General features: G+C 70.3%; 19 protein-coding genes. 15 read left to right on the top strand and 4 right to left on the bottom strand.

Features of this window, described 5'->3' with window-relative positions:
• Positions 1–81 precede the first annotated feature (81 nt).
• From ACI6GS_RS08070 to ACI6GS_RS08020, 11 genes are all read left to right on the top strand, one after another.
• Positions 82–1,086: an ABC transporter permease gene (locus tag ACI6GS_RS08070; protein ID WP_439817945.1), complete on the top strand. Its 1,005-nt coding sequence runs from the start codon at positions 82–84 to the stop codon at positions 1,084–1,086.
• A gap of 14 nt (positions 1,087–1,100) precedes the next feature.
• Positions 1,101–2,003 (top strand): nickel transporter permease, encoded by a 903-nt coding sequence (gene nikC / locus ACI6GS_RS08065; protein WP_439817273.1) that lies wholly within the window; start codon positions 1,101–1,103, stop codon positions 2,001–2,003.
• Positions 2,000–2,839 (top strand): ABC transporter ATP-binding protein, encoded by an 840-nt coding sequence (locus tag ACI6GS_RS08060; protein ID WP_439817272.1) that lies wholly within the window; start codon positions 2,000–2,002, stop codon positions 2,837–2,839. The genes nikC and ACI6GS_RS08060 overlap by 4 nt, the downstream gene beginning before the upstream one ends.
• Entirely contained in the window at positions 2,839–3,624 is a 786-nt protein-coding gene (locus tag ACI6GS_RS08055; RefSeq protein ID WP_439817271.1) for an ABC transporter ATP-binding protein, read from the top strand. Before ACI6GS_RS08060 ends, ACI6GS_RS08055 begins: the two co-directional genes overlap by 1 nt.
• 45 nt (positions 3,625–3,669) lie before the next feature.
• The gene (gene ddpX / locus ACI6GS_RS08050; RefSeq protein ID WP_439817270.1) at positions 3,670–4,239 is read left to right on the top strand and encodes a D-alanyl-D-alanine dipeptidase; all 570 of its coding nucleotides are present in this window, start codon (positions 3,670–3,672) and stop codon (positions 4,237–4,239) included.
• Positions 4,240–4,344: 105 nt separating this feature from the next.
• Complete coding sequence (locus tag ACI6GS_RS08045; protein ID WP_439817269.1) at positions 4,345–5,187, top strand: transglutaminase-like domain-containing protein; 843 nt, start codon at positions 4,345–4,347, stop codon at positions 5,185–5,187.
• Between the two features lie 91 nt (positions 5,188–5,278).
• Positions 5,279–6,505 carry an MFS transporter gene (locus tag ACI6GS_RS08040; protein WP_439817268.1) on the top strand — a complete coding sequence of 409 codons (1,227 nt, stop codon included), beginning with the start codon at positions 5,279–5,281 and terminating at the stop codon, positions 6,503–6,505.
• Between the two features lie 83 nt (positions 6,506–6,588).
• Entirely contained in the window at positions 6,589–7,092 is a 504-nt protein-coding gene (locus ACI6GS_RS08035) for a cupin domain-containing protein (protein ID WP_439817267.1), read from the top strand.
• On the top strand, positions 7,089–8,186 hold the full coding sequence (locus ACI6GS_RS08030; protein ID WP_439817266.1) for an LLM class flavin-dependent oxidoreductase: 1,098 nt from the start codon (positions 7,089–7,091) through the stop codon (positions 8,184–8,186). Before ACI6GS_RS08035 ends, ACI6GS_RS08030 begins: the two co-directional genes overlap by 4 nt.
• An 8-nt stretch (positions 8,187–8,194) precedes the next feature.
• The gene (locus tag ACI6GS_RS08025; RefSeq protein WP_439817265.1) at positions 8,195–8,965 is read left to right on the top strand and encodes a class I SAM-dependent methyltransferase; all 771 of its coding nucleotides are present in this window, start codon (positions 8,195–8,197) and stop codon (positions 8,963–8,965) included.
• Entirely contained in the window at positions 8,962–9,708 is a 747-nt protein-coding gene (locus tag ACI6GS_RS08020) for a PGN_0703 family putative restriction endonuclease (protein ID WP_439817264.1), read from the top strand. The genes ACI6GS_RS08025 and ACI6GS_RS08020 overlap by 4 nt, the downstream gene beginning before the upstream one ends.
• A gap of 102 nt (positions 9,709–9,810) precedes the next feature.
• Here ACI6GS_RS08020 and ACI6GS_RS08015 read toward each other — a convergent pair whose 3' ends face one another.
• Both ACI6GS_RS08015 and htpX read right to left on the bottom strand, forming a co-directional pair.
• Positions 9,811–11,109, bottom strand: coding sequence for an RsmB/NOP family class I SAM-dependent RNA methyltransferase (locus ACI6GS_RS08015; RefSeq protein ID WP_439817263.1), 1,299 nt, complete (start codon positions 11,107–11,109; stop codon positions 9,811–9,813).
• Between the two features lie 41 nt (positions 11,110–11,150).
• The gene (gene htpX, locus ACI6GS_RS08010; RefSeq protein ID WP_439817262.1) at positions 11,151–12,035 is read right to left on the bottom strand and encodes a zinc metalloprotease HtpX; all 885 of its coding nucleotides are present in this window, start codon (positions 12,033–12,035) and stop codon (positions 11,151–11,153) included.
• Positions 12,036–12,135: 100 nt separating this feature from the next.
• On the opposite strand from htpX, the gene ACI6GS_RS08005 reads away from it, so the two are divergent.
• From ACI6GS_RS08005 to ACI6GS_RS07990, 4 genes are all read left to right on the top strand, one after another.
• A complete protein-coding gene (locus ACI6GS_RS08005; protein ID WP_439817261.1) occupies positions 12,136–12,387 on the top strand; it encodes a DUF1674 domain-containing protein in 252 nt (83 codons plus the stop codon).
• A 153-nt stretch (positions 12,388–12,540) separates the two neighbouring features.
• Positions 12,541–13,032, top strand: coding sequence for a YbaK/EbsC family protein (locus tag ACI6GS_RS08000; protein ID WP_439817260.1), 492 nt, complete (start codon positions 12,541–12,543; stop codon positions 13,030–13,032).
• Between the two features lie 248 nt (positions 13,033–13,280).
• Positions 13,281–14,387, top strand: a complete 1,107-nt coding sequence (locus ACI6GS_RS07995; protein ID WP_439817259.1) for an NAD(P)-dependent alcohol dehydrogenase — start codon at positions 13,281–13,283, stop codon at positions 14,385–14,387.
• A 79-nt stretch (positions 14,388–14,466) separates the two neighbouring features.
• The gene (locus ACI6GS_RS07990; protein ID WP_439817258.1) at positions 14,467–15,849 is read left to right on the top strand and encodes an FAD-binding oxidoreductase; all 1,383 of its coding nucleotides are present in this window, start codon (positions 14,467–14,469) and stop codon (positions 15,847–15,849) included.
• Positions 15,850–16,004: 155 nt separating this feature from the next.
• On the opposite strand, the gene ACI6GS_RS07985 is transcribed toward ACI6GS_RS07990, so the two are convergent.
• Together ACI6GS_RS07985 and ACI6GS_RS07980 are read right to left on the bottom strand one after the other, a co-directional pair.
• Entirely contained in the window at positions 16,005–16,526 is a 522-nt protein-coding gene (locus tag ACI6GS_RS07985; protein WP_439817257.1) for a MerR family transcriptional regulator, read from the bottom strand.
• 83 nt (positions 16,527–16,609) lie between these two features.
• Positions 16,610–18,781, bottom strand: a complete 2,172-nt coding sequence (locus ACI6GS_RS07980) for a heavy metal translocating P-type ATPase (protein ID WP_439817256.1) — start codon at positions 18,779–18,781, stop codon at positions 16,610–16,612.
• Positions 18,782–18,817 lie beyond the last annotated feature (36 nt).

Genomic DNA, 18,817 nt, shown 5'->3' with positions numbered 1-18,817 from the left:
GCTGACGCCGGGACCCTGGACATCGCGCCGGGCGGCGGCCCGGCGGCGTCCGCCCGCAGCCGGCGGGGCGTGCCGCGCTGGATCGCGGCGCTGGCCCGCTTCTTCATCAGCCTGGCCCTGACGCTGCTGGGCCTGACCGTCATCACCTTCGTCATCGGCCGGGTCATCCCGATCGACCCCGTGATCGCCATCGTGGGCGACCGGGCACCGGCCCACGTCTATGAGCGCACGCGCCTTGAGCTTGGCCTGGACAAGCCGATCCCGGTGCAATACGCGCTCTATCTCCAGAAGCTGGTCCAGGGCGACCTGGGCCAGTCGGTGATGACCGGGCGCCGGGTGACGGAGGACCTGGCCGTGTTCTTTCCGGCCACGCTGGAACTGGCGACCGTCGCCACCCTGATCGGCGTGATCCTGGGCGTGCCCCTGGGCGTGATCGCCGCGGCCAGGCGCGGCACCATGATCGATCACATTGTCCGCGTGGTGGGCCTGGTCGGCTATTCCGTGCCGGTGTTCTGGCTGGGGCTGGTCGGGCTGCTGATCTTCTATGCCAGGCTGGACTGGGTGGCGGGGCCGGGCCGCGCCGACATCCTCTATGACGGCATGGTGCCGACGGTCACGGGCGTGCTGATCGTCGATGCCCTTCTTGCCGGCGACACGGGCGCTGCCTGGGACGCGGTCATGCACTTGGTCCTGCCGGCCGGCATCCTGGGCTATTTCTCGATGGCCTATATCGCGCGCATGACGCGCAGCTTCATGCTCAACGAACTGGCGCAGGAATACGTGACGACGGCACGGGTCAAGGGTCTGTCCGAGGCGCGGGTGATCTGGCGCCACGCTTTGGGCAACACCGTCGTGCCCCTGATCACCGTCATCGTCCTGACCTATGCCTCGCTGCTGGAGGGGGCTGTGCTCACTGAAACGGTCTTCGCCTGGCCGGGGATCGGCCTCTATATCAAGAACGCGCTGTTCGCCGCGGACATGAGCGCGGTCCTGGGGGCCACGATCGTGATCGGCGCCGTGTTCATGACGTTGAACCGCCTGTCCGACCTGCTCTACCACCTGGCCGACCCCAGGGCCCGCTCATGACCCTGGGGCGCACCATGCAGAAACCAGGCTTGCAGGCCTGGCTCAATGCCGAAAGCCCGCAGACGGCAGCCCAGGCCTGGGCCGTGCGCTGGTACGGCGGCCTGCGCGCCCTGCTGCGCGACCCGACCACCGTGATCGGGCTGACGATCGTGCTGGGCCTGGTGTTCGTCGCGGCCTTTGCCCCCATCCTGGCGCCCCAGGACCCGATTGCGCAGAACCTGCCGAACCGGCTGGCGCCGCCCTCGGCCGAGCACTGGTTCGGCACGGACGAACTGGGGCGGGACATCTATGCCCGCGTCGTCCATGGGGCGCAGCTGACGCTGGTGATCGTCGGCCTGGTCGCCATCATCGTGGTGCCCATTGGCCTGGCCATCGGCATGGCGGCGGGCCTGTTCGGCGGCATCGTCGACGCCGTGCTGATGCGCATCACCGACATCTTCATGGCCTTTCCCCGCCTGATCCTGGCACTGGCCTTTGCCGCCAGCCTGGGCCCTGGGATCGAGAATGCGGTCCTGGCCATCGCCCTGACCACCTGGCCGCCTTATGCCCGCCTGGCCAGGGCAGAGACGCTGACCGTGCGGCAGTCGGACTTCCTGGCGGCGGCGCGTCTGATGGGCGCGGGGCCATTGCGCATCATCGTGCGCCACATCCTGCCGCTCTGCGCATCCTCCGCCGTGATCCGGGCCACGCTGGACATGGCGGGCGTGATCCTGACCGCGGCGGGCCTGGGCTTCCTGGGCCTGGGCGCGCGGCCGCCCGCCCCCGAATGGGGTGCCATGGTGGCAAGCGGGCGCGACTATCTCTATGACCAATGGTGGGTCTGCACCATTCCGGGGATTGCGATCTTCCTCGTCTCGCTGGGCTTCAACCTGCTGGGCGACGGCCTGCGCGACGTGCTGGACCCCAAGCGCGGATGAGCGCCCCGCTCCTTGACGTCGCCGACCTGCGGGTCAGCTTTCCCGGCCGCCATGGCACGGTGGAGGCGGTGCGCGGCATCAGCTTCCAGGTTGGCCGGGAAAAGGTGGGCCTGGTCGGCGAATCCGGCTCGGGCAAGACGATGACGGGCCGCGCCTGCCTGCGGCTGATCCGCCCGCCCGGACAGGTCAGCGCGACCCGCCTGGCCTTCGACGGCACCGACATCCTGTCCCTGAGCGAGCGGCGCATGCGGCGCTTGCGCGGTCGTCGCATGTCGATGGTGCTGCAGGACCCGCGCTATTCCCTGAACCCGGTCATGACGATCGGGGCCCAGATCGTGGAGGCGCTGCGCATCGCCCGCGGTCTCTCGACGGCCCAGGCCAGGGTCAAGGCGTTGGAGGCGCTGGACGCGGTGCGCATCCGCGATCCGGAACGCGCCTTCCGCCTGCACCCGCACGAGGTATCGGGCGGCATGGGCCAGCGCATCATGATCGCCATGATGCTGGCGCCGGAGCCGGACCTGCTGATCGCGGACGAGCCCACCTCCGCCCTGGACGTCACGGTGCAGATGCAGGTCCTGGCGATCCTGGACGACCTGGTGACCAGCCGCGGCATGGGCCTGCTCTTCGTCAGTCACGACCTGAACCTGGTCGCCTCGTTCTGCGACCGGGTCCTGGTCATGTATGCGGGCCGCATCGTCGAGTCGCTGAAGGCGAATGAGCTGCACAGGGCGACGCACCCCTATGTCCGCGGCCTGCTGGATTGCATGCCCGCGCTGGACGACGAACGCCGCGTCCTGCCCACCCTGCAGCGCGATCCTGCCTGGGCGAGCGCCTGATGCGCGTCATCGCGGTCGAGGATCTTGTGGTGGAATTCGGGCACGGCCCCGGTGCCGTGCGCGCCGTCGACCGGGTCAGCTTCGATGTCCAGAAGGGCGAGGTCTACGGCCTGGTCGGCGAATCGGGCTCGGGCAAGTCGACGGTGCTGCGCGCGATCGCCGGCCTGGTGACGCCGCAGGCCGGGCGCATCACCGTGGCCGGCCACGTACTGGGCCGTCGGCGCAGCCACGAGGATCGCCGCACGCTCCAGATGGTGTTCCAGGACCCCTTCGGCTCGCTCCACCCGCGGCACACGGTCGACCGGACCCTGCGCGAGCCGATCGCGGTCCATCGGCTGGACCAGGCGGACGCCCGCATCGTGGAGGCGCTGCGCGCCGTGGGCCTGGGGCCGCAGTTCCGGTTCCGCTACCCGCACCAGCTCTCGGGCGGGCAGCGCCAGCGCGTGGCGCTCGCCCGCGCCCTGATCCTGGAACCGCCGGTCCTGCTGCTGGACGAGCCGACCTCCGCCCTCGACGTCTCGGTCCAGGCGGAGATCCTGAACCTGCTGGCCGAGATCGTGGCCGCGCGCCAGATCACGGCGATCCTGGTCAGCCACAACCTGGCCGTCATCGCGCACCTGTGCCGCAACCTGGCCGTGATGACGCAGGGGCGCATCGTGGAGCGGCTGGATTCCGCCGCCCTGCGTGCCGGTCGGGCCGAGCATCCGTACACCCAGCGCCTGCTCTCCGCCGCCCACGGCTATGACCGCGCCGCCGCCCTGCGCCTGGCCAGCGACGTCGCGTGAGCGGGCAAGGGTTCTGAACACGTCGCCTGAACGAACCGGGGCACCATGACGCCACCACAACTGGTCGAACTTCATCCGGGTCCCGGCTTGGCCCTCGACATCGCCTATGCCCGTGCTGACAACTTCACGGGCAAGGCCGTCTATGCCCGGCCAGCGGCCTTCCTCCGGGCCGAGGCGGCGACGCTTCTGCTGAAGGCCGCGGCGCGGGCCCAAGCGCTGGGCCTGGCCTTGCGCGTGTTCGATGCCTTTCGCCCGGTCGAAGCGCAATGGGCCTTGTGGACTTTCCTGCCCGACGACCGCTACGTGGCTAATCCGGGGAAACGCGGCTCGCACCACTCGCGCGGAGTTGCCATCGACCTGACCCTGCAGGAGGCGGACGGCACCCCGCTCGACATGGGCACCGCCTTCGACGACATGACCGAAGCATCCTGGCACGGCGCTTCCGTGGCCAGGGAGGCCGCGCGCAACCGGCTGCTGCTGCTGGGCCTGATGGCGGAAGCGGGGTTCGAGCATTACCCCTTTGAGTGGTGGCACTACCAGGTTCCGGCGACTGCTGACTATCCCGTCCTGAGCGATGCGGACGCGGGCACATGCCTGATGCCCGGCAACCGCTGACGTCATCGAGGCACGATCGGCGTAGAGCTGGAACGAATTCGGAGCGGATCCATTCTGGCGCCTGTCCGTAATGCCCGTCGACCGGGTCAGAGTACAGGGAACGCCATGAAGATCAGGCTTGGCTTCGATATCGGGTTCGAACTGCCGCACCAGACGGCGATGGTGCTGACGTTGAACGTCCACCAGGCCCGGCGCGGCGACCTGATCGTGCCGGATACGCTGCGCTTTCAGCCGACCGGCCTGCCGGTGAAGGCCTATCGCGACAGCTTCGGCAACTGGTGCACCCGCATCGTGGCGGGGCCTGGCCCCTTCCGGGTGTCGACGGACGCCCTGATCCAGGACTCGGGCCAGCCGGACCGCGTGAACTGGGACGCCCGCCAGCACGACGTGCACGACCTGCCGGAGGAGACGCTCGTCTACCTCCTGGGCAGCCGCTATTGCGAGACGGACCTGCTGTCCGAGTTCGCGTGGAACCAGTTCGGCCACATCCAGGGTGGCTGGGCGCGGGTCCAGGCGATCGTCGACTTCGTCCACAACCATATCGAGTTCGGCTATCCCCATGCCCGCTGCACCCGCACGGCCTGGGAGGGGTTCCAGGAAAAGCGGGGCGTGTGCCGCGACTTCGCCCATCTGGCGATCGCCCTGACGCGCTGCATGAACATCCCGGCGCGCTATTGCACCGGCTACCTGGGCGATATCGGTGTGCCGCCGGTCGACTGCCCGATGGATTTCAGCGGCTGGTTCGAAGCCTATATCGGTGGCGACTGGTACACGTTCGACGCCCGCCACAACACCCCGCGCATCGGCCGCGTGCCCATCGCCTATGGCCGTGACGCGTCCGACGTGGCGATCAGCACCAGCTATGGCCGGGCCGCCCTCAGCCGCTTCGTGGTGTGGACGGACGAGGTTTCGGACGCGGCCCCGGTGCCGCTGCGCCTGGCCTCCTGAAGCCGTCGCGCGGGCTGGACCGCACGCACTCACACCAGCCATGAGCGTTCGGCACTTGTGACGGGTCGGCCGCCTGCGCCAGCCTTGGCGCATGCGGGGAATCTATCCAGGCTGGCGTGTGGTCGCCGCGGCCCATCTGGGCATGCTGGCGGCCTTTGGCGCGCAGTACGCCTTCGCCGCCTTCTTCCCGGCGCTCGCCAGCGAGTTCCAGGCCAGCCGCGCCGATGTCGCGCTGGTCTTTTCCGTTGCCGGGCTGATGGTCTTCGGCGTCGGCATGGTGTCGGGCCTGGGCGCTGACCGCTTCGGGCCCCGGCCAATGATGGTGGCCGGCGCCGTGATCCTGGGCGGCGGCCTGATCCTGGCCGGGCAGGCCCGGGACCTGGTCGTGGTCTATGCCGGTTTCGGCCTGGGCGTCGGCATCGGCGCAGGCTTCCTCTACGTCCCGTCGATCGGCGCCGTCCAGCGCTGGTTCGGGCGCCGCCGAGGCTTCGCCTCTGGCGTCGCGGTCACCGGCATCGGCATTGGGACGCTCGCCGTCCCCTATGCCGCGGCGCTGCTGATCGAGACGGCGGGCTGGCGCGCGGCCTTCGTCATCCTGGGCGTGGTGTGCGGCGGCCTGATGCTGCTCAGCGCGCTGCTCGTCCTGCCCTCCCCCGCCGCAGCGGGCGTCGCGCACGAGGACGGCACGACACAGGCAACCGCCGCCGCCGGCCTGACCCTGCGCGCTGCCGTCGCCAGCCGGCCGTTCTGGCAGATGTGGCTGGCGAATTCGATCGCCTGTGGCGGCATCATGATCCCGTTCGTGCACCTGGCACCCTTTGCACTCGACCACGGCATGTCGGCGCGGTTCGGTGCCCTGCTGGTGGGTCTGATCGGGGTGGGCAGCATCGTGGGCCGCTTTGCCCTGGGCGGCCTGGCCGACCGATTTGGCCGACGCGAGACGATCGCCACGGCAATGGCCGCGATCGCCGCCATGCTGCTGCTCTGGGCCTTTTCCTCCGCGGCGCTGGCGCTGGCCGTCTTCGCCGTCGTCTTCGGTGCCTGCTATGGCGGCTATGTCGCCATGATCCCGGCCCTGATCATGGACTTCTTCGGTGGTCGCGCGGTCACCGGGATCATGGGCCTGCTCTACACGTCGGGCGGCCTTGGGGCGTTCTTCGGGCCGCTTCTGGCGGGCCACGCGTTCGACGTGACCGGGTCCTATACCATCCCCATCCTGGCCGGGTCCGCCTGCAACCTGGCGGCTGCGGTGCTGATCCTGACGCTGGCCGAACCCCGGCGCTGGAGCCTGGCCCGCGCCGCCAGGCAGGCGGCATAGGTCGGGTACTGCCCGTGAAAATCCTTCTGCCTGGACCCCCGGCCGAAAGCGGCTAGGCTGTCCGCTCAAGGAAGGAAGCGCCGATGAGTGCCGATCACGATCACGACCACCACGCCCATGACCACTGGAAGCACGACGGCGTGCGCGTCATCCCGGGCAGCCAGCTCGATCCCAACACGGCACAGACGCCGGGCATGAACCGCGCCGCGGCCATCAATTTCGCCCGCGTCGGCGCGCAGAAGATCTGGGCCGGCACCGTCGTCATCCACGCCAACGCCAAGACGGGCGCCCATCACCATGGCGACCTGGAAAGCGTGATCTATGTCGTCAAGGGCAAGGCCCGCATGCGCTGGGGCGAGAACCTGGAGTTCACGGCCGAGGCCGGGCCCGGTGACTTCATCTATGTCCCGCCTTTCGTGCCTCACCAGGAGATCAACGCCGACCCGAACGAGCCGCTGGAATGCGTGCTGGTGCGCAGCGGCCAGGATCCCGTCGTGGTGAACCTGGACATCGAGCCCGTGGAGAAGCCCGAGAACGTGCCCTGGGTCGACCCGATCCATCGCGCACCCGGTGGGTCCGCAGCATGACCGGCATCCCCAATCCGGGCCCGGATGCGCTGGAACTGGTCGGCTGGGTCCAGGTGCGCAACGGATCGGAGTCCCTGGCCCTGTCCGGCCCGCCCCTCGACCTCGACTTCATCAAGGCGCATGCCAAGGTGCAGGAAGAGGCGGGCTTTGATCGCGTCCTGGTGGGCTATTTCGGGACGGCGCCCGATGGCTTCCTGGTTGCCAGCGTGATCGCGCATGCGACAACCCGACTGGGCCTGCTGCTGGCCCACCGGCCCGGCTTCGTGGCGCCCACGCTGGCCGCACGCAAGATGGCGACGCTGGACATCATCAGCGGCGGCCGGCTGGCCGTGCATGTCATTTCAGGCGGCGACAGCGTCGAGCAGGCGCGCGATGGCGATTACCTGGATGCCGAGGGGCGCTACGCGCGCTCGACCGAGTACATGCAGATCGTGCGCCGCATGCTGGCCGAGCCGAAGCCGTTCGACCATGCGGGCACGTACTATCGCTTCGACGGCGGCTTTTCCGAGGTGAAGCCGGTCAACGGGTCGATCCCCATCTGGTTCGGCGGCTCGTCAGAGGCGGCGATCCAGGCAGCGGGCGCCATCTGCGACACCTATGCCTTCTGGGGCGAACCGGTCGCCGCCGCGCGCGACACGGTGGCCCGGGTCCAGGCCGCCGCGCGTGCCCATGGCCGCAGCCTCCGCTTCAGCCTGTCGACGCGCCCGATCATCGCCGAGACGGAGGAACGCGCCTGGGAGAAGGCGCGCGGCATCATCGCCGACATCCGCCGCCTGCGCGGCGACGCGCCGCCGCCCCGGCCGCAGAACGTGGGCTCGCAGCGCCTGCTGGAGGCGGCGGCCCGGGGGCCGGTCGTGGATGAGCGGCTGTGGACCGAGGTCGCCGCGGCCACGGGGGCCAAGGGCAATTCCACCGCCCTGGTCGGCACGGCGGAGCAGGTGGCCGATTCGCTGATGAAGTACTGGGACGTCGGCATCCGCACGTTCCTGATGCGGGGCTTCGATCCGATCCCCGATGCCGCCGACTATGGCCGTCACCTGCTGCCCGTGATCCGCGACAAGGTGCGTGCCCGGCATCTCGCCCGGGCCAGCTGACGCGCGGCATGGCGCTCGACGTCGTCGACCTCCAGGCCTTCTACGCGACGCCGCTGGGCCAGACCGCGCGGCGCATGATCCGCCGCCAGCTGCGCGAGCTTTGGCCCCAGGTCGACGGCCAGGTGGTGGTGGGCCTGGGCTATGCCGTGCCCTATCTGCGTCCCTTTCGCGAGGAGTCGGAGCGGGTGCTGGCGCTGATGCCGGCGGCGCAAGGGGTCGTCCACTGGCCGGCGGAGGAACCCGGCCTGGTCGCCCTGGCGGACGAGGGCGAGCTGCCCCTGCCCGACGCCAGCGCCGACCGCATCCTGCTGGTGCACGGGCTGGAGGCCAGTGAGCAGGTGCGCACCTTGCTGCGCGAGATCTGGCGCGTGCTGGCGCCGGGCGGCCGCCTGGTCGTGGTCGTCCCCAACCGCCGCAGCCTGTGGGCGCGGATCGAGGCGACGCCCTTCGGCCATGGCCAGCCCTTCAGCCGCGGCCAGATCGACCGCCTCCTGCGCGCGTCCCTGTACCAGCCGACGCGCTGGGCCGGTGCCCTGTGGCTGCCGCCGGTCGAGACGCGCTTCATCCTCCGCCTGGCGCCCAGCCTGGAAAAGCTGGGCGGCCGCTGGTGGCCCCGCTTCCCCGGCGTCTTCCTGGTCGAGGCCACGAAGCAGATCTACGCCGCCACCGGTACCGGCGCCCGCGTGCGCAGCCGGATGCGCCCTGTCCTCATGCCCAGCCCCGCCCGCACCCGCCTGCCTGTTTCCGCCGGTCAAGCACGCCAGGATGCCAAGCGATGAGCGACCCGCAGTTCCTGCCTGGAGTTCCAGTGGCCCATGTCCTGGACCGTCTGGCCAGGGCCGGCGGCAAGGAGATCGAAACCGGCAAGTTCGCCAGTCCCGACAGTTCGGCGGCCCTTGCGGTCAACACGTTCGGCTGGTTCGCACACCGGCCGGCGGATCTGCCGCCATTTCCTGGATTGCCCGGGCAAGGTGCGCCGCACCGCGTCGACATCGAGTATTGCGCCCGCTTCCCCTGGTCCGGGGGCAGACACCCTTGGCTGGACGCGGTCGTCGAAACCGCCACACATCTGATCGGTGTCGAATCAAAGCGCTTCGAGCCTTATCGCGATGCCAAGAAGGTCGTGTTGTCACCGGCCTATGACCGGCCCGTATGGGGCGATGGCATGGCGCCGTTCGAACAAGTGCGCGATACCTTGCGCAGCGGGGGCCTCGCCTTTGCCCACCTGGATGGGGCACAGCTCGTGAAGCACGCCTTCGGTCTGGTCACGGATGGCCGGCGGCGGGACAAGGTGCCGGTCCTGTTATACCTGTTTGCGGAGCCGGCCTGGCTTGGCGGCAAGCCGATCAGCGCCGCCGTCCTGGCCCGCCATCGTGCGGAGATCGCCCAGTTCGCCGAACTGGTCCGCGACGCGACGGTCCGCTTCCATGCCTTGAGCTACCGTGACTGGCTTGCAGGCTGGCCCGAACTCGGTCCGATTGGCGACCACGCCCGCGCCATCACCGCAGCCTTCGCGCCATAGGGGGTGCCGTCGGCGCGTTTGACGCGGGCGCCTCCGTTAAGCCCGCCCCCTCCGCAAAGGCGAAGGGGTGCGTGTACAGCGAAGGAGCGCCTGGCCTGCGAGCTACTCCGTGCGGACCAGCCTCGCGGCGAAGAAGCCGTCCATGCCGCCTTGCTCGGACCAGTGGTGCGGAAGGGTGCGCAGCGTGCCGTCAGGCGTGATCGCCTCGGCCAGGCCAGGCACCTCGTCCGGACGGATCGGGTCGATGCGGCAGCCGCCCCTGGCGAGCTGGCCCGCCACCACCTCCGGCCCCTCCTCGGGCTCCATCGAGCAGACGCAATAGACCAGCACGCCTCCCACCTGGAGCAGACCCATGGCGTGGGCCAGGAGCTGGGGTTGCACCAGGGTCAGGGCGCCGATGTCGGCCGCCGTCTTCAGGTGCAGCACGTCGGGGTGGCGGCGCGCGGTACCGGTGGCGCTGCATGGCGCGTCCAGCAGGATGCGCGCGACCGGCTGGGCGGGACGGAAGGCCGCCACGTCCTGCTCCACCAGCCGGGCCTTCAGCTTCAGGCGGTCCAGGTTGGCGGCAACCCGGGCCAAGCGGCCGCCGGCGCGGTCGACCGCCGTCACCGTCGCGCCAAGTGCCGCCAGCTGGGCGGTCTTGCCACCCGGCGCGGCGCACAGGTCCAGGACGGCTTCCCCCGGCTGGGCACCCAGCAGGCGGGCAGGCAGGGCGGCGGCGGCATCCTGGACCCACCAGGCGCCTTCCTCGAAGCCGGGCCATTCCTCGATGCGGCCGCCGGTCGGCACGCGCAGGGTGCCGGTCGGCAGCAGCGTGCCGCCCAGTGCACGGGCCCAGCGTTCGCCTTGCGCCGGGACGGTCAGGTCGATCGCCGGCTCGGCCAGGTGCTGGCGGGCGATGGCGCGCGCCACGGGCTCGCCATAGGCATGGACCCAGCGGTGCCAGGCCCATTCAGGGGTGCACAGCCGCTCGACATCCTGCCGGCCGATGATCCGCGCGCCGTCGCGCACCAGGCGGCGCAGCACGGCATTGACCAGGCCGCGATAGCGCGCCAGGGGACCGGCACAAAGGTCGACGGTCGCACTGACGGCGGCATGGACCGGTGTCTCGATCACCAGGATCTGGGCCGCCCCCAGGCGCAGCAGGTGCAGCAACTCGGTCTGTTGCGGCAGGCCCCGGTCCAGGCAGGCGAGAAGGGCATCGTCCAGCTGACCCAGGCGGCGCAGCACGGTCGCCGCCAGCAGGCGGGCAAAGGCGCGGTCGCGCGGCTCCAGCCCGGCCACGGCAGGGGGCAGCGCCTCGTCCAGCGAGCGCCTGCGGTCCAGCACGGCGGCTAGCACGCGCAGCGCCGCCCCACGCGCCCCCCCGGCGGGCGGGATGGCGCGGCGGGGCGGTGTCATCGGTCGCGTGGCCTTCTTGCGCGTCAGTTCAAAGGTTTGTGTCAGATCCTGCTCCAGGGACCAGGCTTGGGCGCCGCCGCCGGCTGGCCGGCCATGGCCTGCAGCCTGCGGATCCGTTCCTCCATCGGCGGATGGGTCGAGAACATCTCCATCAGGTTGCGGCGTCCCCCAAGCGGATTCACGATGAACAGGTGCGCCGTGGCCGGATGATGCTCCGCCGTCACGTTCGGCACCCGCTGCGCCGCGTTATGCAGCTTCGCCAGCGCCGACGCCAGCCATTGCGGACGGCCTGCGATCTCCGCCCCCAGGCGGTCGGCCTCGAACTCGCGCGAGCGGCTGATTGCAAACTGCACGATCATGGCGGCGAACGGCGCCACGATCACCAGCAGCAGCGTGCCGATCGCGCCCAGCGGGTTGCGGTCGTCCCGGTTGCCCGCGAACAGGAAGGCGAAGTTGGCCAGCATGGACAGGGCACCCGCGATCGTCGCGGTCACCGTCATGACCAGCGTGTCGCGGTGGGCGACGTGGGCCAGCTCATGGGCCATGACGCCGGCCACTTCCTCCGGGCTCATCAGGCGCAGCAGACCGCGCGTCGCGGCGACCGCCGCGTGCTGCGGGTCGCGTCCGGTGGCAAAGGCGTTGGGCTGGTCCTCGTCGATGATGTAGACGCGGGGCATCGGCATGTTCGCACGCGCGGCCAGCTGCTGCACAATGCCATAGAACTCGGGCGCCGTGCGGGCATCGACTTCGCGCGCGCCGTACATGCGCAGGACGGCCTTGTCCGAGTTCCAGTAGGCGTAGGCGTTCATCGCCAGGGCGGCCAGAAAAGCGATCACCGCGCCCTGGCCGCCACCGATCATGTAGCCGACGCCCAGGAACAAGGCCGTCAACCCGGCAAGCAGGATGGCGGTCCTGGCATAACCCATGTCTTTTCACCTCGATCCCGTGAAAGGGCGCCTCCGGTATTGGACTGCGCCTGCGAACTTTTATATGGGAGGACAGGATCCCGTTTGGAAGCTGCCCCCGATGCGCGACTATCCGCCCCCGCCGCCGCCCCGCAAGATCGAGCGCCCCATGGGCCCGGTGGTCGAGCCGCCGCATGACGACCACGATCATGACCACGAGCACGCGGCCGAGGCGCCGATCACCCCCCAGCACGAGCCCGAGGTCCGCGCGAAGCAGGCGCCCGACACGGTGGCCGAGATCGGTGGCCGCCCGGGGCCGGAGCCGACCCGCTATGGCGACTGGGAGAACAACGGCATCGCCAGCGACTTCTGAGGCGTGGGGCTGATGCTTCGAGACGCCGCACAAAGCGCGGCTCCTCAGCATGACGCCTTTGTTTTACTTATGGATTTTCTCCGTTCGCCCTCCTGAGGAGCCCCGCAGGGGCGTCTCGAAGGATGCTGGTGCGACAAGCGACCCGCAGGCCCCATGACCATCGAATCCGTCCGCGCCTTCCTGGCCGAGCATGCCCCCGACCTGGAGGTGATCGAGCACGACGTCTCGACCGCGACCGTGCCGCTGGCGGCCATCGCCCATGGCTGCGAGCCCGGCCAGATCGCCAAGACCCTCTCGGTACGCGTGGGCGACCGCGTCGTGCTGGTGGTCGCCCGCGGCGATGCCCGGCTCGACAACCGCAAGGCCAAGGCGGCCCTGGGCGCCAAGCCGCGCATGCTGGGGGCGGAGGAGGTCATGGAACTGACCGGCCATCCGGTCGGCGGCGTCTGCCCCTTTGGCCTGGCGACGCCGCTGCCCGTCTATTGCGACGTCTCGCTCAAGGCCTTTGACGAGGTGATCCCCGCCGCCGGCTCGGTCAACTCCTCCGTCCGCCTGACGCCCGATCGCCTGGCGGCACTTGTCGGCGCCACCTGGGTCGATGCCTGCCAGAACGCGAGCGCGCCCGTAGAGCCGGCCGAGGCCTGAGCACGCATCCCTCGAGACGGCAAGCTTGCCCTGAGGAGCCGCCGCAGGCGGCGTCTCGAAGGGCCGCCTCCTCAGGATGACGACCGTTGGATACTTGACCACAAACAATGGCGCCATGCTGAGGAGCACCGCAGGCCCTTCTCGAAGCATCACGTGCCACGGCAGGACGCGTCCTGCGGCACCACGGCACCCTTGTGCGTGATGACTGCAACCGCTTTCCTGGCCACCACAGAATCCGGGAGGGGAACATGGAAATCACGGCAGCGGTCGCCCGCCAGCAGGGCGGGGACTTCACGATCGAGCGCGTGATGCTGGACGAGCCGCGGGCAGACGAAATCCGCGTGCGCATCGTCGGCGTCGGCCTGTGCCATACCGACCTGGTGTTCAAGGATGCGGGCGTGATCCCGGCGCCCGTCGTGCTGGGTCATGAGGGCGCGGGCGTTGTCGAGGCCGTAGGCACCGCCGTCACCAAGGTCAAGGCCGGCGACCGCGTCGCGATCAGCTTCCGCTCCTGCGGCGAATGCGTGCGCTGCAAGGCGGGCCTGCCCGCCTATTGCCTGACCATGCCGATGCTCAACTACATCGGCATGCGCCCCGACGGGTCCAAGGCGATCAGCGACGCGAACGGCCCCATCGGCTCCAACTTCTTTGGCCAGTCCTCGTTCGCCACCCATGCGCTCGCCTATGAGCGCAACCTGGTCAAGGTGCCGGACGCCATGCCGCTGGAAATCGCCGGGCCGCTGGGCTGCGGCATCCAGACGGGCGCCGGTGGCGTCATGAACTCGATGGCCTGCCCGGCGGGATCCTCGCTCCTGGTGCTGGGCGGCGGCAGTGTCGGCCTCTCTGCCGTGCTGGGTGCCGTCGTCCAGGGCTGCAATCCCATCATCCTGGTCGAACCGCAGGAGGCCCGGCGCCAGCTGGCCCTGGACCTGGGCGCCACCCACGTCATCGACCCCAAGGGCCAGACGATTGCGGAAGCCGTGCGCGCGATCCTGCCCAACGGCGTGGACTATGCGTTCGAGACGACGGGCCTGCCCGCAGTGATGGAGGATGCGCTGGGGGCGCTGGCCCCGCACGCGGTCTTCGGCTTCGTCGGCGTTCCCGGACCAGAGGTGAAGTTCCCCGGCACCCTGTCCCAGGCCATGACCTTCGGCTACACGTTCAAGGGCATCATCGAGGGCGACAGCGATCCCGACGTGTTCATCCCGCTGCTGATCGACCTGTGGTCCCAGGGTCGCTTCCCCTTCGACAAGCTGATCCAGACCTATCCGCTGGAGAAGATCAACGAGGCGGTTGCCGACCAGCACCACGGCAAGTGCGTGAAGGTCGTCCTGCTGACGGGTCAGGAGGCGTAATCTATCAGGGCCCAATCTACCAGGGCTCAGGCAACGGGGAGCCGTGCTAGGCTCCCCGGCGTCCAGGGAGAGGTTTCCCATGTCTGCCGTGCCCAAGCGAAGTGACGATGCCATTGCCCGCCTGTCCGCCCTGCTGGGCGAGCGGCTGACCACCAGCACGGCCGAGCGGGAGCGGCACGCCCGCGACGAATCCTATCATCGCGGCCCCCTGCCCGACGCCATCGCCTATGCCCACACGACCGAGGAAGTGCAGGCCATCGTGCGGATCTGCGCCGAGACGGGCACGCCCATCGTGCCCTTCGGCGTCGGCACCTCGCTCGAAGGGCACATCATTGCGGTGCGTGGCGGCATCGTCCTGGACCTGTCGCAGATGAACCGCATCCTGGCGGTGCGCGCTGAGGACATGGACGCGACCGTCGAGCCCGGCGTCACGCGCAAGCAGCTGAACGAGGCCTTGCGCGATACCGGCCTGTTCTTTGCCGTCGATCCGGGGGCGGACGCGACCCTCGGCGGCATGGCGGCGACCCGGGCGTCGGGCACCAACGCCGTGCGCTATGGCACGATGCGCGAGACGGTGCTGAACCTGAAGGTCGTCACCGCCGACGGCAACGTGGTCAAGTGCGGTGGCCGCGCGCGCAAGTCGGCAGCCGGCTACGACCTGACCCGCCTGTTCGTGGGCAGCGAGGGCACGCTCGGCATCATCACCGAACTCTCCGTCCGCCTGCATGGCGTGCCAGAGGAGATCGCCTCGGCCGTGTGCTCGTTCGACACGCTGGACGGGGCCGTGGCGGCGGTGATCGAGACGATCCAGTCCGGCATCCCCATGGCCCGGATCGAGCTGCTGGACGAGGTGCAGATCGACGCGGTCAACCGCTATTCCAAGCTGGACCTGCCGGTCGGCCCCAACCTGTTCCTGGAGTTCCACGGGACCAAGGCATCCGTCGCGGAGCAGACGGCGATGGTCGGCGGCATCTTCGCGGAGCATGGCGGCCACGGCTTCGCCTGGGCGACGGCCTTGGAAGAGCGGAACAAGCTGTGGACGGCGCGGCACAATGCCTATTACGCGGCCAAGGCGCTGCGCCCCGGGGCCTTCGGCTGGCCGACCGACGTCTGCGTGCCGATCTCGGCCCTGGCCCAGTGCATTGCCGAGACCAAGGCCGACCTGGTCGAAAGCGGCGCGCTCGCCCCGCTGGTGGGCCATGTCGGCGACGGCAATTTCCACCTGGTCTTCCTGTTCGACCCCGACAATGCCGACGAGCGGAAACAGGTCGAGACGCTGAACGGCCGCCTGGTCCGCCGTGCGCTCGCCATGGGCGGCACCGCCACGGGTGAACACGGCGTGGGCCTGGGCAAGAAGGCCTACCTGGTGGCCGAGCACGGGCCGGAGGCGGTCGCCCTGATGCGCACGCTCAAACGCGCCCTCGACCCCCAGGACATCCTCAACCCCGGCAAGATCTTTTGACGCACCGTCGCTCTGTGGTGCTTCGAGACGCCGGCCGGATGGCCGGCTCCTCGGCATGACGCGGTTGGGTTTACTGGAAACTTCACAACAGTCGTCATCCTGAGGAGCCCCGCAGGGGCGTCTCGAAGGATGCTGGCACCCATAGTGCCACCGGTTCAGGTCCCCTCCGCGCCCGCGTGGTCGTGCGGCACGGCGTGGTCCTGGTGCAGGCACAGCGCGTGGTCGGACAAGGTCTCGATCACGCGGCAGTCGGCAATGCTGCCGTGTTCGGTGCTGCCGATCATGCGGGCCAGCTCGGTCTTCAGCGCGGTAAGGCGGACCAGCCTGCTTTCCACCTCGGCCAGTTGGCGCCGCGCGATGCGGTCCGCATCGGCACAGGCGCGCTCCGGATGGTCGGACAGGTCGAGCAGTTCGCGCACCGCCTCCAGCGGGAAGCCCAGTTCGCGGGCATGGCGGATGAAGGCCAGGCGCTGGCGCGCGCGTTCGTCATAGCGGCGCTGGTTGCCATGGCTGCGCCCCGGCACCGGCAGCACGCCAATCTGCTCGTAGTAGCGGATGGTCTGGACGGTGGTGCCCGTCTCCGCCGCCAGGGCGCCGATGGTCAGGGCGCCCGCGTCGGCCGCCCTGCTGTCACGGCGGCTGTATGGCCGCTTGCCGGATGGCAGCCCGCTGCGCATGGCCCCGCCTCGCTCCTGGGAAGTGTTTCCAGTCCTCGATATGGCGTCCACTGACCCAGCGGTCAACGCCGTATACCGCCGCATCAGTCCCGCCTCAGCAGGCGCAGGGCATTGAGCGTGACCAGCACCGTGGCGCCCGTGTCGGCCAGGATGGCGGGCCACAGGCCGGTGATCCCGGCAACCGTCGTCGCCAGGAAGACGACCTTGAGGCCCACCGCGATGGTGATGTTCTGGCGGATGTTGGCCATCACCGCGCGCGACAGCGCCACCATCCGGGCGACATCGCCCACCCGGCCGTGCAGGCTGGCGGCGTCGGCCGTCTCCAGCGCCACGTCCGTACCGCCGCCCATGGCGATGCCGACATGGGCGGCCGCCAGGGCCGGCGCGTCGTTGATGCCGTCACCGACCACCGCCACCCGGTGGCCCTGGGCCTCCAGCGCGCGCACGGCGTCCAGCTTGTCCTGCGGGAGCAGCTCGGCCTGCACGGCCAGTCCCAGGTCGCGACCGATCGCCTGGCCCACCGCGTGCTGGTCGCCAGTCAGCATCACGCGCCCGATCCCCGCCTGAGCCACCGCCTGCAGTCCGGCCCGCGCATCCGCCCGCGGCGTATCGCGCAGGGCGATGGCGCCCATGGCCACCCCGTCGGCCAGCAGGACCGAGACGGTGTGCCCCGCATGGTTCAGCGCGGCGACGTCCGCCGCCTGGGCAGAATCCAGGGCGTCCGCCGCGGCCCGCACCGACAGCAGGGCGATGCGCCTGCCATCGACCAGACCGCTGACGCCACGCCCCGGCTGGGCGGCCCCCTGGGCAGCGGGATGCACAGCGATGCCGTCGCGCTCCGCCCGCTCCAGGATGGCGATGGCCAGGGGATGGCTTGAGCCGGCCTCCACCGCCGCGGCCAGGGCGAGGACCTGGCCCGTCTCCGCGCCCCAGGCCCGCACCTCCACCACCTGGGGCCGGCCCTCGGTCAGGGTGCCCGTCTTGTCAAAGGCCACCAGGGTGATGCCGCCCAGGCGTTCCAGCACCGCGCCGCCCTTGATCAGCAGGCCACGCCGGGCGCCCGCCGACAGGCCCGCGGCGATCGCCGCAGGGGTCGAGATCACCAGCGCGCAGGGGCAGCCGATCAACAGCACGGCCAGCGCCTTGTACACCCACTCCGCCCAGTCACCCCCAGCCAGGAGCGGCGGCAGGACCGCGACCAGCAGCGCCAGAACGACGACCGCGGGCGTGTAGATGCGGGAGAAGCGGTCGATCCAGCGCATGGTCGGCGCGCGCGCCGCTTGCGCCTCCTCCACCAGGCGGACGACGCGGGCGATCGTGTTGTCCCCGGCCGTGGCCGTCACCGCGACGCGCAGCACCCCGGCGCCATTGATCGTACCGGCATAGACCGTGTCGCCCGCCACCTTGCTGCGCGGCACGCTCTCGCCCGTCACCGGCGCCTCGTTCACGTCGCTGGTGCCCGAGACGATTGTGCCGTCGGCGCCCAGGCGGTCGCCCGGGCGGACCAGGATGACGGCACCCACCGCAAGGTCCGCGGCGGCAATCTCCCGGGTGCCGCCGTCCGGCTGCTCGACCAGGGCGGTGCGGGGCACCAGGTCGGCCAGGGCGCGGATGCTGGCCCGGGCCCGGCCGGCGGCGACGCCTTCCAGGACCTCTCCCACCAGGAACAGGAAGACGACGGCCGCAGCCTCCTCGGTGGCACCGATGATGACGGCGCCAATGGCGGCGATCGTCATCAGCATCTCGATCGAGAAGGGGGTGCCCAGCCGCGCCGCGACGAACGCCCGGCGCGCCACGGGCACCAGGCCCACGCCGAGCGCCGCCAGGAAGGCGTAAGAGCCCAGCGCCGGCACCAGCAGGCCCAGGCCATAGGCAGCGGCCAGGGCCAGGCCGCAGGCGGCAGTCAGCAGCACCTTGGGACCCCGCCACCAGTCCCCGGCCTCCGCCCCATGATCGTGGCTGTGGCTGTGGCTGTGGCTGTGGCCGTGGCCGTGCGGGGCCTGGCCATCCGCTTGCGCCACCGGCGCGGTTGCGGGAAAGCCCAGGGCGGCCAACTGGGCCAGCGCGCGGCCAAGGTCCAGGCCGGCATCGTGCACCAGGGTGACCGTACCGGCGGGGACCGAGACCCCCACCTCCCGCACATGGTCAAGACGCCCAAGGGCCGCGTCGATCTTCGCGGCGCAGGAGGGGCAGTCCATTCCCGTGACGTGCAGCCGGGTCCGGAGCGGATCCCGGTTCAGGCTGGTGGCGACCATCGTGCGATCCCCTGGTTCCAAGGACGCCCTGAACTT

It is taken from the genome of Zavarzinia sp. CC-PAN008, assembly GCF_051903925.1.
Classification (GTDB): Bacteria; Pseudomonadota; Alphaproteobacteria; order Zavarziniales; family Zavarziniaceae.
Note: the sequence above shows the minus strand (reverse complement) of the source record. Positions and strands in the feature narration are given on the sequence as shown.